15 protein-coding genes and 2 pseudogenes are annotated in these 22,454 nt (G+C 64.5%); 6 read left to right on the top strand and 11 right to left on the bottom strand.

Annotated elements, in window-relative coordinates:
• From G3N98_RS01590 to ugpC, 5 genes are all read right to left on the bottom strand, one after another.
• Positions 1-1,965: a beta-galactosidase gene (locus G3N98_RS01590; protein WP_206147034.1), complete on the bottom strand. Its 1,965-nt coding sequence runs from the start codon at positions 1,963-1,965 to the stop codon at positions 1-3.
• A 37-nt stretch (positions 1,966-2,002) separates the two neighbouring features.
• Positions 2,003-2,854 (bottom strand): carbohydrate ABC transporter permease, encoded by an 852-nt coding sequence (locus tag G3N98_RS01585; protein ID WP_206147033.1) that lies wholly within the window; start codon positions 2,852-2,854, stop codon positions 2,003-2,005.
• Between the two features lie 23 nt (positions 2,855-2,877).
• The gene (locus tag G3N98_RS01580; protein WP_206146981.1) at positions 2,878-3,795 is read right to left on the bottom strand and encodes a sugar ABC transporter permease; all 918 of its coding nucleotides are present in this window, start codon (positions 3,793-3,795) and stop codon (positions 2,878-2,880) included.
• A 69-nt stretch (positions 3,796-3,864) separates the two neighbouring features.
• Positions 3,865-5,106: an extracellular solute-binding protein gene (locus G3N98_RS01575; protein WP_206146980.1), complete on the bottom strand. Its 1,242-nt coding sequence runs from the start codon at positions 5,104-5,106 to the stop codon at positions 3,865-3,867.
• 64 nt (positions 5,107-5,170) lie between these two features.
• Positions 5,171-6,325 carry a sn-glycerol-3-phosphate ABC transporter ATP-binding protein UgpC gene (gene ugpC, locus G3N98_RS01570; RefSeq protein WP_206146979.1) on the bottom strand — a complete coding sequence of 385 codons (1,155 nt, stop codon included), beginning with the start codon at positions 6,323-6,325 and terminating at the stop codon, positions 5,171-5,173.
• Between the two features lie 290 nt (positions 6,326-6,615).
• Here ugpC and G3N98_RS01565 point away from each other — a divergent pair, with 290 nt between their 5' ends.
• From G3N98_RS01565 to G3N98_RS01545, 6 genes and pseudogenes are all read left to right on the top strand, one after another.
• Complete coding sequence (locus G3N98_RS01565) at positions 6,616-7,662, top strand: LacI family DNA-binding transcriptional regulator (protein ID WP_206146978.1); 1,047 nt, start codon at positions 6,616-6,618, stop codon at positions 7,660-7,662.
• 636 nt (positions 7,663-8,298) lie between these two features.
• On the top strand, positions 8,299-10,221 hold the full coding sequence (locus G3N98_RS01560) for a glycoside hydrolase family 28 protein (protein WP_241025694.1): 1,923 nt from the start codon (positions 8,299-8,301) through the stop codon (positions 10,219-10,221).
• Between the two features lie 166 nt (positions 10,222-10,387).
• Entirely contained in the window at positions 10,388-11,764 is a 1,377-nt protein-coding gene (locus tag G3N98_RS01555; RefSeq protein WP_206146976.1) for a glycosyl hydrolase family 28 protein, read from the top strand.
• 29 nt (positions 11,765-11,793) lie between these two features.
• Positions 11,794-12,051 (top strand): annotated as a pseudogene (locus G3N98_RS39640) (transposase); the annotation flags it as partial.
• Positions 12,052-12,299: 248 nt separating this feature from the next.
• Positions 12,300-13,391, top strand: coding sequence for a beta-propeller fold lactonase family protein (locus G3N98_RS01550; protein WP_206146975.1), 1,092 nt, complete (start codon positions 12,300-12,302; stop codon positions 13,389-13,391).
• A 163-nt stretch (positions 13,392-13,554) separates the two neighbouring features.
• Positions 13,555-15,114: a methyl-accepting chemotaxis protein gene (locus G3N98_RS01545; protein WP_206146974.1), complete on the top strand. Its 1,560-nt coding sequence runs from the start codon at positions 13,555-13,557 to the stop codon at positions 15,112-15,114.
• A gap of 300 nt (positions 15,115-15,414) precedes the next feature.
• Here the strand turns inward: G3N98_RS01545 and G3N98_RS01540 are convergent.
• The 6 genes and pseudogenes from G3N98_RS01540 to G3N98_RS01515 form a co-directional block, all read right to left on the bottom strand.
• Positions 15,415-16,245, bottom strand: a pseudogene (locus tag G3N98_RS01540) (branched-chain amino acid ABC transporter substrate-binding protein); the annotation flags it as partial.
• A gap of 242 nt (positions 16,246-16,487) precedes the next feature.
• Positions 16,488-17,165, bottom strand: coding sequence for a carboxymuconolactone decarboxylase family protein (locus G3N98_RS01535; protein WP_241025682.1), 678 nt, complete (start codon positions 17,163-17,165; stop codon positions 16,488-16,490).
• 187 nt (positions 17,166-17,352) lie between these two features.
• Positions 17,353-19,563 (bottom strand): aldehyde oxidoreductase molybdenum-binding subunit PaoC, encoded by a 2,211-nt coding sequence (gene paoC, locus G3N98_RS01530; protein WP_206146973.1) that lies wholly within the window; start codon positions 19,561-19,563, stop codon positions 17,353-17,355.
• Positions 19,564-19,566: 3 nt separating this feature from the next.
• Complete coding sequence (locus tag G3N98_RS01525; protein WP_206146972.1) at positions 19,567-20,517, bottom strand: xanthine dehydrogenase family protein subunit M; 951 nt, start codon at positions 20,515-20,517, stop codon at positions 19,567-19,569.
• Entirely contained in the window at positions 20,514-21,173 is a 660-nt protein-coding gene (gene paoA, locus G3N98_RS01520; protein WP_206146971.1) for an aldehyde dehydrogenase iron-sulfur subunit PaoA, read from the bottom strand. The genes G3N98_RS01525 and paoA overlap by 4 nt, the downstream gene beginning before the upstream one ends.
• A 73-nt stretch (positions 21,174-21,246) precedes the next feature.
• Positions 21,247-22,233, bottom strand: a complete 987-nt coding sequence (locus tag G3N98_RS01515; protein ID WP_206146970.1) for an aldo/keto reductase — start codon at positions 22,231-22,233, stop codon at positions 21,247-21,249.
• Between the last annotated feature and the right edge of the window lie 221 nt (positions 22,234-22,454).

Genomic DNA, 22,454 nt, shown 5'->3' with positions numbered 1-22,454 from the left:
TCAGTCCGGCACGATCCACGCCGCGACGTCGACCGCGCCGATCACGGGCCCGCCCAGTACGAACGTCGCGTCTGCCGGCGCGGGTGCCGGAACAGGCGTTTCGCCGTAATTGAGTGCGAACGTCAGGCGGCCGCGCCTGCGCAGTCGCACGCCGTCCGGCAACGCCTGTACCGGCAACCCGGCCTCGCGTGCGCTGCGGGCGATCACCGCCCGCAGCACGTCCGGATCGAAACAGGCCGGCGCATACGTCACGCGGCCGTGCGCGACGAGGGCCGGCACGCCGTCGTCGAATGAGGCGAGCACGTCGACCTCGCCGGTGTCCTCGACGTGGTCGCGCCACCTGACGGCATGCCCCTCCACACCGTCGACACTCACGCGCGGCGCCAGCGACGGCCGCAGCGATTCGACCTGTTCGATCCGGGCCGGCAACACGTCGCGCAGCCTGCCGGGCGCGAGCCCCGGCACGATCGCGAACTCCGCAGTCCGTGAGCCGCTGCGCGGGCCGAACAGCCAGTGCGCACCACCGCGCGCCGCCTGCTCGACCAGGCCGTCCGGCACGACCGGCAACGTCGGCGCAACGACCAGCGCATAGCCGTCCAGATCCGCGCTCGCCGCGACGAGGTCGACGTCGAGCCCGAGCTCGCGCAGCGCGCGATACCAGTCGAACACATGCTGCTGATAGTCGAAGTCCGCGCCGTGCGGCTGAATCCGGATCATCCAGTCGGCTTCATAGTCGAACAGCAGCGCCACGCGTGCGGGCACGGGGCGAGCGTTCGTCAGCGCAGGATCGAGCGTCGCGAGCTCGGCGGCGACCCGTGCGACTTCGCGCCCGCCGGCGGACAACCGGTCGTCCGGCGTATTCAGCCCCGAGTGCAGTTGCTCCTGCGCATGCGGATATTGCCGCCAGCGGAAATACGACACGAGTTCCGCTCCGTGCGCGAACGCCTCCCAGGTCCACAGCCGCACCGCCCCCGCGTGCGGCACCGGATTGTGCGGCCCCCAGTTCACGGGGCCGGCCTGCTGCTCCATCACCCACATCCGCCCGCGGCCGATGCCGCGATACAGGTCGTGCGAGAACGCCGACACGTCCGGATGCCCGGTGCGCGCCCAGCGATGCTTGTCGCGTTCGTCGAGCGGCAGCACCTCGGTGCGCGGCACCGGATAGCTGTCCCACGCGGCGACGTCGAGACCGGAGCGGGCGAATGCGTAGTGATCGAATTCCGTGAAGAAACCCATGAAGTTGTGCAGCACGTCGCGGCCCGGCGAATGCGCGCGAATCCGCTCGACCTGCAGCGCATGGAACCGCGCGACCTCGTCCGACTGGAAGCGCATGTAATCCAGCCGATGGGCCGGATTGGCATCGGTCGGCGTGTGCCGAGGCAGTTCGATCTCGCTGAAGCTGCGGTACTCCATGCTCCAGAACACGTTGCCCCACGCGCGGTTCAGCGCGGCGATCTCCCCATAGCGCGCGGCGAGCCAGCGCCGGAAGCCCGCGAGCGCGGCCAGCGTATAGCTCGGCAGCGTGTTGTGGCAGCCGAGCTCGTTGTCGGTCTGCCACGCGATCACGGCCGGATGCGTGCCGTAGCGATGCGCCATCGCGTCGACGATCCGCACGCAGTGCTCGCGATAGACCGGGCTCGACACGTCGTAGTGGCGCCGCGAGCCGAACTGCAAGGCCTGCCCGTCCGCGCCGACCGGCAGGATGTCGGGATGGCGGTCGACGAGCCACTTCGGCGGCGACGCGGTCGGCGTGCCGAGCACGATCCGCAGGCCGTGCCGCGCGAGCGTGTCGATCGCCTCGTCGAGCCACGCCCAGCAGTAGCGTTCCGGCTCCGGTTCCATGCGGCTCCATGCGAATTCCGCGATCCGCACGCAACGCAGGCCGAGTTCGGCCATGCGGCGCGCATCGCTCGCCCATTGTTCGCGCGGCCAGTGTTCGGGGTAATAGCAGACGCCGAGACGCATCGCGGCGTCCTTGCCGGCAGGAGAAAAGGTCATAGGGTCATCCTTTGGTCGCGCCGAACGTCAGGCCGGCGACGAAGTGTTTCTGCATCGCGAAGAACATCGCGACCGACGGCAGCGCGGCCAGCACCGAGCCGGCCGACACGAGGTTCCAGGCGGTCGTCCACTGCCCTTTCAGCGCGGCGACGCCGACCGTGATCGGCGCGGCATCGTCGCCCTGCGTCAGGCACAGTGCCCAGAAGTAGTCGTTCCAGACGAACGTGAACACGAGGATCGCGAGTGCCGCGAGCGCGGGCCGCACGAGCGGCAGCACGACGCGCAGGTAGATCGTCCATTCGCTCGCGCCTTCGACGCGCGCAGCCTCGATCAGCTCGAACGGCAGCTCGCGGATGAAGTTGCGCAGGAACAGCGTGCAGAAGCCGGTCTGGAACGCGGTATGGAACAGCACGAGCGCCCACACCGTGTTGTACAGGCCGGTGGCGAGCATGATCTGCCGCACCGGGATCATCAGGATCTGGATCGGCACGAAATTACCCGCGACGAACAGCCCGAGCAGCACCGCGTTGCCGCGGAACCGGTAGTTCGCGAGCGCGTGCCCGGCGAGCGACGCGAGCAGGATCGACGCGACGACCGACGGCACCGTGATCAGGATGCTGTTCGCGAAGTAATGGAGCATCGGCGTCTGCGTCAACGCGGTGCCGTAGTTGTCGACGAGCGCGAAGTGCTGCGGCCAGGTCCAGTAATGGCCGGCCGCGAGCTCGTCGCTCGAGCGGATCGACGTGACGAGCACGGCCATCAACGGTGCGAGCCACAGCGCGAGCGCGCATGGCAGCGAGGCGCCATACAGCCAGCGCGACGGCCGGCTCCAGCGGGAAACGGGCATGGGATACATGAGCATCGGGCTCCGGTGCGGGATCAGGATTCGGTGCGCACGAGCTTGCGCAGCTGCCACGCGATATAGACGAGCATGATCGCGAACAGCACGACCGCGATCGCGGCCGAATACCCTTCGCGGTAGTACTTGATCGCCTGGTCGTACATGAAATACGCGAGCACCGTCGAGCTGTCGAACGGGCCGCCGCCCGTCATCACCGAGATCAGGTCGAAGCTGCGCAACGCGCCGATCACGGTCAGCACGATCGCCATGAACGTCGCGGGCCGCAACTGCGGCAGGATGATGTGCCACAGCAGCGTGAAGCCGCGCGCGCCCTCCATCCGCGCGGCCTCGACGATCTCGCCGTTCAGGCCGGTCAGCCCCGTGAGATAAAGGATCATGCAGAACGGAATCTGCGGCCACAGCGCCGCGGCAATCACGCCGTAGGTCGCATAGCGCGGATCGCCGAGCACCGGGATGCCGTGACCGACGATCAGCTTCAGCAGGCCGAAGGTCGGGTCGTAGAACCACGAGAACACGAGCCCGACGACGACGCCCGGCAACACGAACGGCGCGAAGAACAGCGATTTCACGAGCCGGATCCCGCGTACGTTCTGGTTCAGGTACAGCGCCAGCGCGAGCCCGAGCGGCGGCGCGGCGAGGAACAGCGCGAGCCAGGCCAGGTTGTTCTTCAATGCGACGTAGAACGTGTCGGATTGCACGAGTTCGCGGTAGTTGGCGAGACCGACGAACACGGGCGGCGTCATCCCGTCCCAGTCGTGAAAACTGAGCCAGATGCTGCTGACGATCGGATACAGCACGAACACGCTGAACAGCGCGAGGCCGGGCAGCACGAACAGCAGCGCCGCGCGGGTGCGGCGACGCGCGAGCGACGCGCCGGTGCGCGGCCGGCGGCGCGCCCCTCGCGGCAATACGTTATCGGACAGGCTGAGTGACATCGGTGAACCCTCTGCAATGCGAACGAAAGCGGTCTCGAGGGCCGGCGCGGCCGGCCCGTTCGACGCGCGCTACTTCTTGTAGATGCGCTTGCGCGTCTGCTCGAGGCGCTGCAGGACCGCGTCGAGCTGCGTCGGGTCGGACAGGAACTGCTGCATCGCCTTCATCCCCTCGTCGGCCATTTCCTTCGTCATGTCGCGGTCATAGAACTGCGCGATGCCGCCCGTCGTCGTCGCGAGCGTATGGAAACCGATCTTCGAGATCGGATCCTGCGGCTCAGGCGCCTTGTTGTTCGACGGCAGCTGGCCCATGCCCTTCGAGAACTCGCCGTTGATCGCGGGCTGCCCCATGAACGCGAGCAGGCGACGGGCATCGGTCTTGTTGTGCGCCTTCGCCGGCACCACCAGCACGTTGACCGGGCCGTCCTCGGCCAGCGGCACCGATGCATCGATCACCGGGAAGCGGAAGAAGCCTATCGGGTTGCGCGCCGCGCCCAGCAGGCCCGCCGAGTACCAGGTGCCCATCAGCGTCATCGCGGCCTGGCCGTTCACGATCAGCGGGCTCAGCGAATCGACGTCGTAGGACAATGCGTTGTCGATGAAGTACTTGTCGTCGATCAGCTTCTTCCATGCCGCATACACGGCGCGCACGCGCGGATCGGTATAGGCAACGTCGCCCGCCATCAGCTTCTGGTGAAACGCGTAGCCGTTGATCCGCAGGTCGAGATAGTCGAACCACGCGGCGAGCGTCCACGCATCGCGCGCGGCCACCGCGATCGGCGCGATGCCGGCCGCCTTCAGCTTGCGGCACGCGTCGAGAAACTGCGCCCAGTCGGCCGGCTCGCCGTGAATGCCGGCCTTGTCGAACAGGTCCTTGCGGTAAAACAGGCCGTACGCGTCATAGCCGAGCGGCAGGCTGTAGACCTTGCCCCCGTAGGTCGACGACTGCTTCACGGCCGCATAGGTATCGTTCCAGCCGTTCTTCTGCCAGTCCGGCGTCAGATCCTCGATCAGTCCGCGCTTCGCAAAATATGCGAGCCGCTCGCCGTTGTTCCAGCTCACCACGTCAGGCGGATCGGTCGCGAGCCACCCGGACATCTGCACCTTGAACGCCTCCTCGCCGACGTAGCTGACCTTCAGGTCGATGTCGGGATTGGCCTTGCGGAACTGGTCGAACGCGTTCTGCCACGTCGCGCGCTGGTTGCCGCGCGCGGCGACGTTCACCTTCAGCGTGCCAGCATCGGCCGCGCCGGACGCGACGAGCGCGGCGGCGGTCGTCAGGGCAAGCAGCAGTTTGCTCATGCGAAATCTCATCGTTGTCTCCTGGTTTTTGCGTTGTATGCCCCGCGCGCGGAACGCGCGGGGAATCGGTGGGCCGCTACGCGAACGTCGGCACCGCGCGCACGGCCGGTAACGCCGCGCCGGTCTCGTCGAACAGATGGCAGTGGTCGGCCGGCACCTGCAGCGCATGCCGCTCGCCGCGCCGCAGCGTGGCCTGCCCGGGCAGCTTCGCGAGCAGCGGCGTGCCGCCCGGCTGGTCGAGGTGGACATAGGCCGCCTCGCCGAGCTGCTCGACGAGTGCGACTTCGCGAACGATCGATGGCGCGTCCGGCGCGGCACCGGTACCCACCGCCAGGTGTTCCGGCCGAATGCCGAGGGTCAGCGGCATGCCTGCCGCCATGCCGCGCGGCAGCGCACGGCCTCGCAGCACCAGCCGCTCTCCCGTGCCGTCGAGCACCAGCCGGCAGGCATCCGGATCGTTCGATGCAACGGTCGCCGGCAGGAAGTTCATCCGCGGCGAGCCGATAAATCCCGCGACGAAGCGGTTCGCCGGCCGGTGATACAGCTCGAGCGGTGCGCCCACCTGCGCGATGCTGCCGAAGCGCGCGACGTCGTCGTCCGCGTGCAGCAGCACGATCTTGTCGGCGAGCGTCATCGCCTCGATCTGGTCGTGCGTCACGTAGACCGAACTCGACTGCCCAAAGCGCGCGTGCAGGCGTGCAATCTCGACGCGCGTCTGGCCGCGCAGCGTCGCATCGAGGTTCGACAGCGGTTCGTCGAACAGGAACACGCGCGGCTCGCGCACGATCGCGCGACCGATCGCGACGCGCTGCCGCTGGCCGCCCGACAGTGCCTTCGGCTTGCGATCGAGCAGCGCTTCGAGTTGCAGCACGCGCGCGGCCTCGGTCACGCGCCGGCGGATTTCATCCTTCGGCACGCCGGCGATCCGCAGGCCGAAGCCGATGTTGTCGAATACCGTCATGTGCGGAAACAGCGCGTAGCTCTGAAATACCATCGCGACGCCGCGCTCCGCCGGCGGCGTGTCGTTCATCCGCTCGCCGCCGATGCGCAGCTCGCCTTCGCTCACCTCCTCGAGCCCGGCGATCATGCGCAGCAACGTCGACTTGCCGCAGCCCGACGGCCCGAGGAACACGCAGAATTCGTGTGACGCGATCTCCAGGTTCACGTCGCGCAGCACCGGTGCATGGTCGCCGTAGCGCTTGGATAAATCCTTCAATGAAATGGCGGTCATCGATGGTCTCCGTCGGCGTCACGCAGCAGGCTGCGCGAAATTTAAACGCTTAAATTTTTGTGGCGCCACGCGCCGGATTCGCCGTACCATGATGTCTCCTGTTCATCGGCGTCGATACGCCAGCGCGTGCTTCGCGCGCCTGACCGCTGTCGAACCGTCGAATTGCCTGTTCGGGGTGTGTCGAGAAATTAGCGCACCGATTATCGCTGCGCAACTTGTGGGACGCTATCCCAATATATGCATCAGCATCCGCTTTCCCCGACCCTGCCGGCCTCAGCCGGCCACCGGCGATGGTAACGCTCGCCGAAGTCGCGCGCCGCGCGAACGTGACGGCCGCGACCGTCTCGAACGTGCTGCGCAACCCGCAGAAGGTCAAGACATCCACGGTCGAGCGTGTGATGGCGGTCATCCGTGAGCTCGACTACCGGCCGAACCTCACGGCCCGCGCACTGGCGGAAGGCCGCACGCCCACGCTCGCGCTGATGCTGTCGAACATCACGAACCCGTTCTATCCGGAGTTCGTGCTGGCGGCCGAGCGCGAGGCACGCAAGCGCGGCTACTACCTGCTGGTCACGAACACCGACGATGATCCCGCGATCACCCGCAGTTACCTGGAACGCATTGCCGGCACGCTCGCGGCCGGCGCGATCGTGATGAACACCGATCTCGCCGAATTCGAGCTGGCCGACCTCTCGCGCCATGGCGCAGCCATCGTGCTGTGCATGTGGGAGCACGTGCCGGCGTCGCACACGCTGCCCTGCGTAACGGTCGACTTCGCGGCGGCCGGTGCGCTGGCCGCCGCGCACCTGTCCGGGCTGCGGCATCGGCGCTTCGGCGCCCTCGTGGGCAAGGGCTCCGGCGGCCCGCAGTCCGTGCGGCTGCGCGGCTTCGTCGACGCGCTCGTTTCGCGCGGCCATGCCGAACGTGCGGTAACGACGGTGTCGACGCACGATTCGATCGAGGGCGGCTACGACGCCACCATGGCGCTGCTGCGCGCGCATCCGGATCTCACCGCGCTGTTCGCGACCAACGACCTGATGGCGATCGGTGCGCTGCAGGCGGCGGCCGACCTGGGCCGGCGCGTGCCCGACGACCTCTCGGTCGTCGGCATGACGGATATCCAGCTCGCGCACCAGTTCCGTCCCGCGCTGACGACGGTCCGGTTCCCGACGCCGCTGATCGCCGCGCATGCGATTGCAATGGCGCTCGAGATGATCGAGGGAGAACCGCCAAGCGAAAGCACGCGCGTGTGCGGCACACCGGAACTCGTGGTCAGGGAATCAACGGCCGTCGCACCGACGCGCCGCAAGGCGACATCGGCGCGACGCTCGAATTGAAGCTGTCGCGCCGGGCCCGTTCAGACTCTTAAGCCCATCGAGCGGTAGCCCGAGCAATCGGCGCTCACGTCGCGACCACCGCTGCTACAACCTGCCAGCGATCGATCCGGGCAGCTATACCCGAAGCGCAATGAACCGAGGGACGAAAATCACGGTCGGGTGACGCCTTTCCCCGATCGCCCGATTCGACTCGTGATCATGCTCTTTTGACAGGCGGCTTACGACGTTCGCGCACCGGTACCGTTTCCTGTCGCGCACCTCGAGTCGTCTTTTTAATATACGACATCATATTTCTAAGGCGTAATTTTCACCTCTGCCTCTCGTGTTCAGTGCCATCCCGCCGCCTACAAGACAAACCCGGAAATTCTTCAAGTTTCAACTATACGTCCGTTATACAAGAAGATTACGAAATCCTTTTCATAGGGTAGTCACGTACGCGAAATTCGCATGTTCCGCGTATTATCATGGAGACATATGACAATAGATGTCATACCACCATTATCGTATCGACATCATCTAACAACCAAGATGGAGACAGCCGTGACCGCACCCGACCGCAACGGAAAACCCGACGACCTCAAGCAGAACACGGCGCACCGGGTTACCAGACGACATTTCCTCGGGTACTCCGGCGTCATGATGGGCAGCGCCCTGCTCGGTGCGTGCGGTGGCGGCATCGACACGCCAGCCCCGACCGACACCCGCTCGCCGGGCGGCACCACCACGCCGACCGATCCGATCTGGGGGCCCAACGGCTCGGCAACCAACATCATCTCCTCGCTGAACGGCATCACGCAGTCGGCCTTCCGGGCCACGGATTTCCAGGTCGAGGCCTATGGCGCACAGCCCTGCTCCGTCATCGCCCAGACGAGCCCCTACACCGACGCGACCAAGTCGCCGCTGAGCCCCGGCGCGAGCGCGACCCAAGGTGCTGGCGCGTTCGATTCGCGTCCCGCCTTCCTGGCGGCGATCAGCGCATGCGCGGCGGCCGGCGGCGGCCGTGTCGTGGTACCAGCGGGAGCCTGGTATTGCGCCGGGCCGATCGTACTGCAGAGTAACGTCAACTTTCACCTTAGCGCGAACTGCACGATCTTCTTCAGCCCCAACCCGGCCGACTACGCCAAGGACGGCCCAATCAATTGCGGCGCGAACGGCAACCTCTTCTACAGTCGCTGGCAGGCCAACGACTGCCTGAATTTCGGTGCGCCCGTCTATGCGCGCAATGCCAGCAACATCGCGCTGACTGGCGAGGGCGCCACGTCGATCCTCAACGGCCAGGCAATGACACCGTTCGCCGGCTCCGGCAACACAGCCACCTGCTGGTGGACCTACAAGGGCACCACCGGCGCCTATGGCTGCGCGAGTTCCTCAACCCCTTCGCAGGCCTACGCCAACCCGAATAACGTCGACCTGAAGACGGCGGTGCCGGGCATCTCCGCATCGTTATATGCGCTGCTGACCAATCCTGCGACGCCCTGGCAGCAGGATCAGAACTATCTGCCTGCGCTGTCGGAAGCCGGCGTGCCGGTCGCACAGCGGATCTTCGGCCTGGGCCACTACCTGCGCCCCTGCATGGTCGAATTCATCGGCTGCACCAATGTGCTGATGGAGAACTACCACACGCAAAACACGCCGTTCTGGCAGCACCATCCGACTGCTTGTACCAATGTGGTGATCCGCGGCGTGATGGCCGATAGTATCGGCCCGAACAACGATGGTTTCGATCCCGATGCCTGCAACAACGTGCTGTGCGACGGCATGGTCTTCAACACCGGAGACGATTGCATCGCCATCAAGTCGGGCAAGGATCTCGATACCGAATACGGCTCGGCGCGCAACCACGTGGTGCAGAACTGCACGATGAACAGCGGCCACGGCGGCATCACGCTCGGCAGCGAAATGGGTGGCGGCGTCGAGAACATCTACGCACGCAACCTGACGATGCTGAACCAGTTCTGGGCGACCAACTCGCTGAATATCGCGATCCGCATCAAGACCAACATGAACCGGGGCGGTTTCGTCCGCAACTTCTACGTCAACGGCGTCACCCTTCCAAACGGCGTGAGCCTGACGGGCGGCGGCTACGGCAGCAAATTGCTGGTCGGGAGCCCGATCAACGGCACGGTGCCGCTCGGTGTAGCGACTGCGGCGGCAGGCAATCCTTCCGCGTCACAGGGCGGCCTGATCACCTTCGATTGCGACTACCAGCCGGCGAGTGACGCGATTCGAACGCGCCCGGCGCAGGTGCAGAACGTCAACATCGCCAATGTGACAGCCAGCAACGTCACCCTTGGCAGCAAAACCGGGTCGTGCTTCCAGGCGATCGTTGCACAGGGCCCCGTGGCCTTCGACTACAACGGCCCGGCGCCCACCCCAACGATTCCAGCCATTACCGGCGTCACGATCTCGAACTGTGACTTCGGCTCGCCTACCGCCGCCGGACCAGCCAGCGCTACCGTGCCTGGTCCGATCTACGCCTGGAACGTCAACGGCATCACTCTACAGAACGTCACGATCGCGGGCCAGCTCTACAACACCACCATCACCGACCTGCGCTGATCCGCACGGATTCGCGCAGGTCGGTTGTTCCGAGCAGCACCCGGGGTCCGCTCTGGACCCCGATCGATGTCGGCCGCCGACCGGCAGCAGTTCACTGTCCGCCTGCTGCCGCACACCGTCCGAACTAGGTTTCCCCCTCCTCCATTTGAAGACAAGGAAAAACCTGATGAAAGGGAAAATCAGCATCCGCGCGACACTGGCGCTGTCCACATTCGCGGCGCTCGCCGTGCCAGCAGCTGCCCAGGCCGAGACCTGCACGCCGCCATGGAGTAGCGTGCCGAGCACGAATACAACCAACCTGCAGAACGCCATCAAGCAGTGTTCCGGTAGCGGCACCAGCAGCAGCCCAGGCTTGGTCGACCTGACCAGCAACAACGGCATATCGACGGCAGTTATCACAAGCGTGAACCTTTCCAGCAACATCGTACTGAAGCTCGAGAAGGGCTTCACGCTGAAAGGTTCGCCGTCGCAACCCTCGAGCAGTGCGATGTTGGCAGGCAGCAATCTCAGCAACGTCACGATCACCGGCACCGGTGCGATCGATGGCGACGGACAGGACTATTGGCCGGCAGCAGTCGGTCAAAACAACACACCCCGGCCGAAGCTGATTGCCATCACCGGCTCGAATCTGCAGATCGGCTCGAACTTCACCGATGCCGGGAAATCGCAGTCGATCATCAGCCTTCCGAGTTCGACCAACGCCACCGACAACGCGCTGATCATTCGAAATTCGCCGAAAGAGCAACTGGTGATCGAATCGGGCTCGAAGAACGTCACGATCGACGGCGTGTGGATCTACGCGAACCCGAAACGCAATTCCAGCGGCAACGATCTCGCACCGAACACCGACGCGATCGACATCATCGGCACCCAGACCGCCACGATCAAGAACTGCTTGCTCGATACCGGCGATGACGATATCGCCATTAAATCCAACGCGGGCGGTGCGGCCACATCGAACGTCAACATCAATCACTGCGTGGTCGGCGGCGGCCACGGCATCTCGATCGGCGGACAGGAAGCGGCAGGCACCACGCTCGCAAGCCCCGGTGTATCGCAGGTGACGGTCGACACCGTTCAATTCAGCGGCACCGACTATGGCTACCGGATCAAGACCGACCAGACTGCCAAGGATAGTGGCGCGACCACGGGCGTGACCTACCGGAACACTTGCATGCGCAACGTCCAGCAGCCGTTCCTGTTCACCTATACCTATGCGTCCGGTACCGGCGGCGCCCTGCCGATCATCGCGAATGTGAGCATCGACAACGTGATCGCTACCGCCACCAAGACCCAGGGCGCCATTGTCGGGCTCTCGAACAACCTGATGGGTGTGCCGAAATCGGGTGACACCGGGATCCACATCACCAATAGCCAGATCAGTGGCGGCGGGGCCTTCTCGGTTACGGATGGCGAACTTCAGGTAGGCAACCATAGCAGCGTGACGACCTCGACCAGTTCGAACGGCACGGTGGTACCAATTACGGACAACGGTCCGACCTTGTCTTGCCCAAGCAGCATCACCATTCCGACGCAGATCTAAGAAACCCTAACAAAATGAACTGCGAGGGGCTGCTACCCCGTCGCTTACTCCGTGAACCTCTTCGTTGTTTCTCCGATGAGGAGGCCGCGGCCAAACCTATACTCAATGTCGAACTGTGGCTACTCATCCAACCGCTATTGCCACTACCGAAGCCGCGCCGGATGCGATATCCCGTCAGCAAGCCGCTCGACGATCGCGCGTTGCTGACGGACCTCCTATTCGTGCTGCAGTCCGCTGCTCCCTGGGAAATGCTTCCTCAGGAAATGAGCCGTGGCTCGGGCATGAGTTGATAGCGCAGGCTGCGCGATCGGAAACGTGTCGATCGGCGAGACCACGAAGATGGCGTGACAGCACTACCTTGCGTCTTCAGTACGATCAAAATCGTCACCTACATGCGTGGTTGCCGAGTCAGCTCAACGGACGTGCGGTATTCAGATTCTCCGATTGCGCGCCTCTCCCGACGCTGTGCCGGACGACCGAAGTTGTCCGGCTCCGTAGCCGCAGCCACCCTTTCCTTTACTTCACCTAGAGCTCCATGAACACGAAAACACTCATGCGTGCCGTCGCGGCGGCTGCGTTCGCGCTGGTCGCATCGCTCGCGCACGCCGCGACGTATGCGTACGTATCGAATAGCGACAGCCGCGACATCTCGGTGTTCGGCGTCGACACGTCGACCGGCGCGCTGCGCGCGATCGAAACCGTGCCGGTCGACGGCACCGTGATGCCGATGGCGTTGTCGCCCGATCATCACCGGCTGTACGCGGCGCTGCGCTCGACGCCGTATCGCGTCGTCAGCTTCGCGATCAACCCGCTCGATGGGCGTCTGATCGAACTCGGCCGCTCGCCGCTCGCGGACAGCATGGCGTATGTGTCGACCGATGCGTCGGGCCGCTACCTGTTCTCCGCGTCGTACGGCGGCAACCTGCTCGCGGTGAACCGGATCGGCGAGAATGGCGTGGCCGGCGACGTGCAGCAGACGGTCAAGACCGGCCCGATGGCGCATGCGATCCGCCAGTCGCCGGACGGTCGCTTCGCGTTCGCTTCCGTGCTCGGCGCCGATGCGTGGCTGCGCTTGCCGTTCGATGTGTCGACCGGCAAGCTGACCGACACGGGCGAGCCCGCGTACCGGTTGCCGGAGAAGTCGGGGCCGCGTCATTTCGTGTTTTCGTCGAACGGGCGCTTCGCATACCTGATCGACGAGCTCGATGGCAAGCTGCATGTGATTGCGCTGTCGCAAGGCGGCGCCGTTGCGCGGCCGATCCAGACCGTATCGATCCTGCCGCCGGATTTTCATGGCGACAAGCCCTGGGGCGCCGACCTGCACCTGACGCCGGACGGGAAATTCCTCTACGCGTCGGAGCGTACATCGAGCACGCTCGCGGCGTACCGTGTCGATGCAGTGTCGGGCAAGCTAGCGCGGATCGGCACGTTCGCGACCGAGCAGCAGCCGCGCGGCTTCGCGATCGATCCTTCGGGCGCGTATCTGCTCGCGGCCGGGCAACTGTCGCCGACGCTCGCGGTGTACCGGATCGACCGGCACACGGGCCACCTCGACGCGATCGGCAAGTATCCAGTCGGCAAGGGCGCGAACTGGGTCGAGATCGTCACGTACGACGGGACGAACTGATCTGCTTGCGACGGAACGGGTGGCATCGCACACGTGCCGCTCGCTTCGCAAGGTTCGCCCGCATGCGATGCCGGGTCCTGCATCGAAATTGCGCGCGATCGACTCAAGTTGAACAAGTCGCTGTCGTTAACCGACAAGGGATAACTTCGAGAGTCGATTCACCATGCGCGATCTGAAGGTAAAAAACAGTTTGCTCGCCGTGCTGGCCGCGTTCGCCGCGATGATCATCGTCGGCGGCATCGTCGGCGTCGTTGCGCTCGGCAGCGCGAACACGAACGCGAAACGTCTGCACGCCATCGCGACGCAGACCTCGCTCGTCAACGATGCGTACAAGGACAGCACCCGCACCCGCTCGGCGCTCGTGCGTGCGTATTCGGCACTGAAGGAACACAACGACCCGGCGCAGCGCGATTCGGCATTGCAAAGCGCGCAGCGCACGTTCGACCTGTCCGCCAAGGAAACGCAGGCGTTCAAGGACGCCGCGCCGATCGGCAGCCTCGGTGCCGATCTGAAGCAGGCGCTGGTCGAATCGTCGACGCATCTCGCGAGCGTGCTCGCCCGCGCGACCGACGCGCTGCGCAGCGGCGATACCGCCGCGTATGCCGAGATCAACGACAAGGAAATCACGCTCGCCGGCCAGGTGTATTCGGCGAACGTCGAGAAATTCCAGCGCACGGCCAACCAGCTGGCGGAAGACACGATCGACGACGACAACGCCGCATACGCCCGCATCATCGCGATGGTCGGCCTCGGTGTCGGGCTGGCGCTCGCGCTGATCGCCGCGACGCACTTCGCGCTGCGCGCGATCGTGTCGCGGCCGCTCGCGAACGCGGCCGCGCTGCTCGACCGGATCGCATCGAACGATTTGACCGTGACGGTGCCCGATGCCGGCCGCAACGAAATCGGCCAGTTGTTCGCGGCGATGAAGCGGATGCAGGCAGGGCTCGCTGCGACCGTCACCGGTATGCGCGACAGCAGCGATGCGATCCACACGGCCGCGCGCGAGATCGCCGCGGGCAATCTCGACCTGTCGAGCCGTACCGAGCAGCAGTCCGCCTCGCTCGAGGAAACGGCCGCGAGCATGGAGCAGCTGACGTCGACGGTGCGCCAGAACGCGGACAACGCGCAGCAGGCGAGCACGCTCGCGGCGAGTGCGGCGGACCTCGCGCAGCACGGCGGCGAGCTGGTCGGTCGCGCCGTCGACATGATGGGCGTGATCAATACGAGCTCGCAGAAGATCGCGGAGATCACCGGGATGATTGACGGCATCGCGTTCCAGACCAACATCCTCGCGCTCAACGCGGCGGTCGAGTCGGCGCGCGCGGGTGATCACGGGCGCGGCTTCGCGGTCGTCGCGGGCGAGGTGCGCACGCTGGCCCAGCGCAGCGCGAGCGCCGCGCGCGAGATTCGGCAACTGATCGGCGCGTCGATCGACGACGTACGTGACGGCAATACGCTCGTGACGCAGGCGGGACAGGCGATGGACGAGATCGTCGCGTCGGTGCGGCGCGTGGCGACGATCATGACCGAGATCACGACGGCCACCGTCGAGCAGAGCGCGGGTATCGATCAGGTCGGCCAGGCGGTCACGCAGATGGACCAGATGACGCAGCAGAACGCGGCGCTCGTCGAACAGGCGAGTGCCGCCGCGACCGCGCTCGAGCAGCAGGCCGGTTCCATGCAGACCGCGATGGCGGTTTTCCGGATTGCGCGGGTGGGGTGAACGGGATGACACACCGTGCATATCAACGAAATCGGCAGGTCTTCGTCCCGCGAAGCAAAGTCTAGCCTTCCTAGGCCAATGAAAACCCCTTGATGAGGCCTGATTCGAATTAACCGATATGAGCCTTTACTATCAAGCCGATGAGCTTTTGTCGCTGAGTAATGGCCCCCATAGTTGCCCCAACACTCGATCCTGCGGCTGTTGAAGCACCGTTCGTGTTCTTGGGAGCGCCCGACATTCGGCCGTCAAACTATCCCTGGAGGCCTTCCGCCGAGCGAGCTGCCACCTTTTGAGCCTCGCTCATGTGGGGACGACGTTACCATCAGGTCGTTCGAAATTGATACGGCTAACGTCGTTCTTCACGCCGAACGTCTTTTCGTATCGCGCCGCGAATTCCAGGCCATCCTTCAGCGTCGCCAGCGGCGCGCCGCCCTCCGCACAGAAGCCGCGACTGTCCAGCGCGCCCGCGGCGAGCTTCGGCATGTCGACCGAGCAGATGCCGTCGCCGCAGAGGACGGGCACGTTCAGGCCCAGGCGCTTCGACTGCCGGCCGATCGACGCCGCCTGCGAATAGTAGCCACCGTAGAAGATCGCATCGGGACTCGTCGCCTTGATGTGCGTGAGGATCGCGTTGAAATCGGTCGCCTTGTCGTTCGAATACTCGCGCGCCACGACGTTCACGCCGTTCTTCTTGACCGTTTCCACGAATACGTCGGCCACTCCCGAACCGTACGCGGTGCGATCGTCGATTACCGCTACCCTCTTCGCATGCAGCAGATTTGCGGCAAAGTCCGCGATGCGTGCGCCCATCACGTTGTCGTTAGCCGCAAGACGGACGATGTATGGGAAGTTCTGCTGCGTGATCGCCGGGTTGGACGCCGCTCCCGTGATCATCGGAACATTCGCGCTGTGATAGATGCGCGATGCCGGGATCGTCACGCCCGAGTTGTAGTGGCCGAGCACCGCCTTGACGCCGCTGTCGACAAGCTTCTGCGCGACCGACACACCCGTTTTCGGATCGGCCGCGTCATCTTCGGAGACCACCTGGAACGTCACCGGCTGACCGTTCACGACGATTGGGTTCTTGTTCAGGTCCTCGACCGCGAGCCGGACGCCGCGCTCGTCGTCCTTGCCGAAGCTGCGGACTTTGGTGAGTGAGCCTGGATGTCATCACGTCGATGTGCTCCAGCGATTGACGACCAGCTTGCGCTGTGTTCGCCCATCGTCTTCCAATGCGATTGAATCGGCACTTCGCCTGAGCGTAAGACTGCGTGAGTAGCGCACATGTCACGGGCCGGTTGCCGATGCCAATTCACCCCGAACGTTGGCTCGGTCCGAATCGATCGAGCCGGCGTATGATTCACCGCCGCGACCTAGTGCCCCATCGCTACCGCAAGTTGCCGCTCCAATGCCCCGCTCGCGCGTCGGGCAACCTGTCCGTCTACACGGTCGGCCAATATCCCACAGAGCTGCTTTAACTGACCAGCAGCAAGCCCAACGTTCATGCTGATGCGCATATGCGCTTGCAGCTGCGAATCGACCCCTGTCATCGCGGCGAGCATGCTTACCGTCGCCAGTTCGCGGCTCTGCCAATCGAGATTGGCACGCTCGAAAATATCGCCGAACAGGTGAGTCTTCAGAAATTGGTCAATCGCCGGCGCAAAATCGAACAATGCGCCTTTCACCGGACCGCCGGACAGCTTCGTCTGGTTTGCCGTACCGGCAACAAGCAATGCGTCACCGGTTGGCGCAGGGCGGCTCGGCGCATGACCTTCCGTATCCTGGCGCCCCGCCTGCTTGCGGGTCTCCATCACCTTCATAAGCGATCCGAGCGCATTGAGGCTGCGCGGAAAACCTGCGTAGGCATAAAGCTGCACCAGGATCTCTCGAATCTCGCTGATTGTCAGACCGGTGTCCAGCCCCTCATTCAGCGCAGCGGTGAGATTGTCGATGTCCCCTGCGGCAGCAAAGGCCGCGATGGGCACGATCGCCTGCTGTCGCGCGGTCAGCGTTTCAGCAACGTTTGGAAGAGACGTTCCCGTGTTTGCCATGTCGTTGGATTCCTCATGTGAAGTTGCCTGCGTCGGTACCGCCGGAAAGCCGACGGCTAAAACGAGTACCGTTGCCCGCAGAAGTGTCCGAACGGACCCATCGCGCCAGACAGCACGTCTGCCCCGCGAGACCGACGGCGTAACCATGCCGAATGAAGTAAACCGCATTTGCTCTGTGTCCGGGATATCAAACCGTTGCCGGCAAGCGATCGAGAAACTTCTCGAGCGTGATCGGATAATGGCGCACACGAACGCCGGTCGCGTTGTAGACGGCATTCGCCACCGCGGGCGCGACACCGGTGAGACCTAGTTCGCCGACGCCCTTCGCCTTGACCGGTGAAATTGTCGGATCGACCTCGTCGATGAACGCGACGTCGAGATGCGGTACGTCGGCATGAACCGGTACCTCGTAGCCGACCAGGTCATGGTTGATGAAGAGCCCGAATCGCTTGTCGACCGCCATCTCCTCCATCAACGCCGCGCCGATTCCCATCGTCATTCCGCCGATCACCTGGCTGCGCGCCGTCTTGGGATTCAGTATGCGGCCGGCCGCACAAACGGCCAGCATTCGGCGTACGCGGATTTCGCCGGTGAAGGCGTTCACGCCGACTTCGGCAAAGTGGGCGCCGAATGTCTGGATCGCGAACCGCTTCGACAAGTCGCCGAACTCCATGCTTTCCTCCACGACGAGCGGTCCGTTTTCTGCCGCGCGCGCGAGCGGAACGCTTCTGCTGCCGGAGCGAATTTCGCCCGCGGCGAACTCGGCCCCGGCAATGTCGAAGCCGAGGCACCGAGCGACCATCTCGCGCAGCTTCGTGCATGCGGCGTAGACGCCTGCGGTAACGGAGGCCGCGCCCTGCTGCCCCCCCGAACCCGGCGTCTCCGGAAAGCTCGAATCGCCCATTCGGACGACGACCCGATCGATCGGCACACCCATCATTTCGGCCGCGGTCTGTTGAACAACCGTATAGCTTCCGGTCCCGATGTCGGTCATGTCGGTTTCGACCGTGACGATCCCGCTGCTGTCGAGCCGTACGCGCGCACTGGCTTTGGCAATGGGCGCACCGCGGATCGCCGCGGCCATGCCAAGACCGACGAGCCAATGACCGTCGCGGACCTGTCCGGGCCGCGCTTGTCGTGCGTTCCAGCCGAAGCGTTCTGCGCCGGTGCGCAGGCACTCGACGAAAGGACGCGACGAGAAAGGACGTTGCGGAAGTTCGGGATCGACTTGTGTGTCGTTCCGGACACGAAACTCGACAGGGTCCATACCGAGCTTTTCGGCCATCTCGTCCATTGCGATTTCGAGCGCCATCAGCCCCGGCGCTTCGCCAGGCGCCCTCATCGCGTTGCCTTCGGCCAGGTCGAGTGTCGCAAGCCGGACGCACGTCATCCGGTTGGGGCCGCCATAGAGCATCCGCGTCGACAACGTCGTGGGTTCGGTACGCCCGCCAGCGAGATTGCCCGACCAGCTCTCGTGACCGATCGCGATCAGCCTTCCGTCGCGCGTGGCACCGAGCCGGATCCGCTGAATGGTCTTCGGCCGGTGAATCGTGTTGTTGAACATGATTGGACGCTGGAGCGCGATCTTGACCGGGCGTCGCACCATTCGCGCTGCCACTGCGGCGAGCGCGAGATCCGACTGCACGGTCCCCTTGCCGCCGAAGCCACCGCCGACGAACGACGAAATCAAGCGGACGTTTTCGCGCGGTATGCCAAGAATTGCGCCAAGATCGCGCGTACCCCAGTTCATCTGCTGGATGGACGTCCAGCACGTCACGCGGTCGCCGTCCCATTTCGCAATGGTCGCGTGCGGTTCCATCATCGCGTGCGCTTGATCGGGAACCGTGTATGTCTCGTCCACCTTGACGTGCGCCTGTGCGAAACCCTGCTCGAAGTCTCCAACGCGCGTGTCGGTCGGGCCGCCGAACGCCATCTGGCGCGCGACCGGCGCAGTATGCATCTGCGCCCCGAGGTCGAACTGCCCGTTGCTGCGCGCATATTGCACGCGAATCAGCGCGGCTGCCGCGCACGCCTGCTCGAACGTCTCCGCGACGACGACGGCCACCGGCTGATGGTAATGGTCGACGTCCGGCGCCGCGAGCATGCGCTGTACATAGAACTTGCCGACACCGAGCCCGCCGACATTTCGATACGTGACAACGGCAAGCACGCCCGGCGCTGCCTGCGCACGCCGCGTGTCGATGGACAAGATCCTCCCCTTGGCTACGCCCGCGCCCAGGATGTAGCCATAGGCAACGTCCGGGCCAACGTCGTGATATTCGTACGCATAGGTTGCAGTCCCGGTCGTCTTCAGCCCGGCCTCGTAGCGATCATATGGCTGACCGACGACCGTCATCCGGTCGATGGGATTCTGTCCTGCAGGCGTGTCGAACTTCATGGATCAACCTCTCGCTTGTTCCATTACATAGGCGAGCGTGCGCTCCACCAGTGGAATCTTGAACGCATTCTGCTGCGTGGGCTGCGCCTCTTTCATCAACGCATTCGCGACGGCTGCAGCCCCGTGCCGCATCGCTGCGTCTGCGGATGCGACCCGCCACGGCTTCGGTGCGACACCGCCCAGCGCGACGCGGCCGCTGCCGTCCTCATGAACGATCGCAGCGACCGACACGAGCGCAAACGCATAGGAGGCCCGATCACGGACTTTCTGGTAGAAGTGACGGCCGCCGATCGGGCGCGGAAGCGTCACTGCCGTGATCAGCTCGCCGGGCACGAGCGCAGTCTCGACATGCGGCGTCGTGTCCGGCAATCGATGGAAATCGGCGATGGGGATCGTCCTCGTCCGTCCGTCGCCGCGAACCGTTTCCACCGATGCATCGAGTGCACGCAATGCAACGGCCATATCGCCCGGATACGTCGCAATGCAACTGGCGCTCGCGCCGACGACAGCAAGCTGCCGCGTGAATCCGCCGATCGCGGCGCAGCCGGAGCCGGGCATACGCTTGTTGCACGGCAGATTCGGATCGTAGAAATACGGGCAACGCGTGCGCTGGAGCAGGTTTCCGCCGGTCGTGGCCTTGTTGCGTAGCTGACCGGATGCGCCCGCAACGATCGCACGTACCAGGACCCCGTAATCGCGTCGCACTCGAGGATGCGACGCAAGCGCCGTATTGGTCACGAGCGTGCCGATTCGCAGTCCGCCTTCCGGTGTGTCGTCGATATGGTCGAGCCCGATGTCCTGAATATCGACGAGGTGAGTCGGCGTCTCGATCTCCAGTTTCATCAGGTCCAGCAGGTTCGTGCCGCCAGCGATGAATTTTGCTCCCTGGCGCTGTGCGACGATGCTTGCCGCGTCCGCAGCACTTTTCGCCCTCTCGTAGGTAAACGCCTTCATGCACGGCTCCCCGCGACTTCAGCCATCGCATCGGCGATGTTCGAATACGCACCGCAACGGCAGAGGTTGCCGCTCATCCGTTCGCGCATCTCGACGCGTGTCGCCTTGGCGGGCGCCATCAGGTCGTCCGTGACATGGCTGGGCACCCCGGCCTTGATTTCGTCCAGCACGGCAACGGCCGAACATATCTGACCCGGCGTGCAGTAGCCGCACTGATATCCGTCGTGCTTGATGAACGCAGCCTGCATCGGATGAAGTTCGGACGGCGTGCCCAACCCCTCAATCGTGGTGATCGCGTCGCCGTCGTGCATCACCGCGAGGCTCAGGCACGCATTGATCCGGACGCCGTTCACGTGAACCGTGCATGCGCCGCACTGTCCGTGATCGCAGCCCTTTTTCGTACCGGTCAAAAGGAGGTGTTCCCGCAACGCATCGAGCAACGTGGTCCGAGGATCGACGTCGAGGTGTCGATCGTTTCCGTTGACGTTGAAGACGACGCGCATCGTGCTCGTCATCGGCGACGACTCGCTTGGCCCGGCCTCCCCGGCCGGCGACAGGGCGTTGGCGGTATCGGGCAGAAAAGGGGTGACGGCGGAGACGGCGCCGGCGATCAGAAGGTGACGTCTCCTCGCATTCAGTTGTTCCGAATCGTCCATATGTCTGCATTCCTCTCGTTGCAGCGGGCGCGTGCCGGTCGACCGGCTGCGAACGCTCTTTCGATGGCCCGGTTCACCAGGCATAAGCCTCGGGCGCCGCGCCCCCTGGTCCTGGCCAGATTTCGTCGAGGCAGCGAAGCGTGTCGTCCGACAGTGCAATATCCAGCGCCCGCAATGCGGATCTCGTCTGCTTCACGGTTCTCGGCCCCACGATGGGCGCGGTCACCGCCGGATGATGGAGCAGCCAGGCCAATGCGACGTCCGCGGGGCGCTCGCCGAGGTCCTCGCACAGCGATTCCCATGCCTCCAGCTGTTGCCGGTGGCACGCGATCTTGCGCGCCATGTCGGGCGTGGCGCGCCGCCCCTCGAGCGTCCCGCGCAATACGCCCCCCAGCAGTCCGCCACCCAACGGACTCCACGGAATCAAGCCCAGCCCATGATGACGACACGACGGGATCAGTTCGAGTTCGACGGTTCGCGCAGACAGGTTGTAGAGACTCTGTTCGGCGATCAGTCCCATGAACTGACGCGACCGGGCCGCGGCTTGCGCGGTCGCGACGTCCCAGCCGGCGAAATTGCAGCTGCCGATATAGAGCACCTTGCCCTGCTTCACCAACAGTTCCATCGCCTGCCAGACTTCCTCCCAGGGCGTCGACCGGTCGACGTGGTGCATCTGGTAGAGGTCGATATGATCGACCTTCAGCCGCTTCAGGCTGTCCTCGCAGGCACGGCGGATATGGTAGGCCGACAGGCGCCGGTCGTTCGGGCCGGTGCCCATCGGCTGATAGACCTTGGTGGCAAGGACGATGCGCTCGCGACGGCCGCCTTGAGCGATCCAGCGTCCGATGATCTCCTCGGAGATGCCGAAGCCCTTTTCAAGGTCGGGGGACTGCGGGCCACCGTACACGTCGGCCGTATCGATGAAGTTGATACCCGAATCCAGCGCGGCGTCGAGGATCCCGAAGCTGGTGGATTCGTCCGCCCCATCACCGAAATTCATGGTGCCGAGACAGAGACGACTGACTTTCAGACCCGAGCGTCCGAGGTGTACGTATTGCATGCCGATGCCGCCGATGTAGGTTGTCGGATTCCGGTTTGGTGGCCTCACATCGGCAACTGCGGCAGTTCTCGCTCCCGCAGGCTCGCACGACGATGCGCCTCGACATGACTTTAGCGGGAACGATGGTTGTCGAAAGCCCCCGTTCATTTGATGGCGCTGTGAATGACGCTCAACAACGGGCGGCGACGCCGCACGAATCGATGATGCATCCGTCGCAGTCA

It is taken from the genome of Burkholderia sp. Tr-20390 (assembly GCF_017104595.1).
GTDB lineage: Bacteria > Pseudomonadota > Gammaproteobacteria > Burkholderiales > Burkholderiaceae > Burkholderia.
This window is presented reverse-complemented; position numbering and strand designations above follow the sequence as displayed.

What these genes read in the sequence shown, in the direction of transcription:
- G3N98_RS01590 (WP_206147034.1), bottom strand. Translation starts at nt 1,965, where the DNA reads ATGCGTCTCGGCGTCTGCTATTACCCCGAACACTGGCCGCGCGAACAA.
- G3N98_RS01585 (WP_206147033.1), bottom strand. Translation starts at nt 2,854, where the DNA reads ATGTATCCCATGCCCGTTTCCCGCTGGAGCCGGCCGTCGCGCTGGCTG.
- G3N98_RS01580 (WP_206146981.1), bottom strand. Translation starts at nt 3,795, where the DNA reads ATGTCACTCAGCCTGTCCGATAACGTATTGCCGCGAGGGGCGCGCCGC.
- G3N98_RS01575 (WP_206146980.1), bottom strand. Translation starts at nt 5,106, where the DNA reads ATGAGATTTCGCATGAGCAAACTGCTGCTTGCCCTGACGACCGCCGCC.
- ugpC (WP_206146979.1), bottom strand. Translation starts at nt 6,325, where the DNA reads ATGACCGCCATTTCATTGAAGGATTTATCCAAGCGCTACGGCGACCAT.
- G3N98_RS01565 (WP_206146978.1), top strand. Translation starts at nt 6,616, where the DNA reads ATGGTAACGCTCGCCGAAGTCGCGCGCCGCGCGAACGTGACGGCCGCG.
- G3N98_RS01560 (WP_241025694.1), top strand. Translation starts at nt 8,299, where the DNA reads ATGATGGGCAGCGCCCTGCTCGGTGCGTGCGGTGGCGGCATCGACACG.
- G3N98_RS01555 (WP_206146976.1), top strand. Translation starts at nt 10,388, where the DNA reads ATGAAAGGGAAAATCAGCATCCGCGCGACACTGGCGCTGTCCACATTC.
- G3N98_RS01550 (WP_206146975.1), top strand. Translation starts at nt 12,300, where the DNA reads ATGAACACGAAAACACTCATGCGTGCCGTCGCGGCGGCTGCGTTCGCG.
- G3N98_RS01545 (WP_206146974.1), top strand. Translation starts at nt 13,555, where the DNA reads ATGCGCGATCTGAAGGTAAAAAACAGTTTGCTCGCCGTGCTGGCCGCG.
- G3N98_RS01535 (WP_241025682.1), bottom strand. Translation starts at nt 17,165, where the DNA reads ATGGCAAACACGGGAACGTCTCTTCCAAACGTTGCTGAAACGCTGACC.
- paoC (WP_206146973.1), bottom strand. Translation starts at nt 19,563, where the DNA reads ATGAAGTTCGACACGCCTGCAGGACAGAATCCCATCGACCGGATGACG.
- G3N98_RS01525 (WP_206146972.1), bottom strand. Translation starts at nt 20,517, where the DNA reads ATGAAGGCGTTTACCTACGAGAGGGCGAAAAGTGCTGCGGACGCGGCA.
- paoA (WP_206146971.1), bottom strand. Translation starts at nt 21,173, where the DNA reads ATGGACGATTCGGAACAACTGAATGCGAGGAGACGTCACCTTCTGATC.
- G3N98_RS01515 (WP_206146970.1), bottom strand. Translation starts at nt 22,233, where the DNA reads ATGCAATACGTACACCTCGGACGCTCGGGTCTGAAAGTCAGTCGTCTC.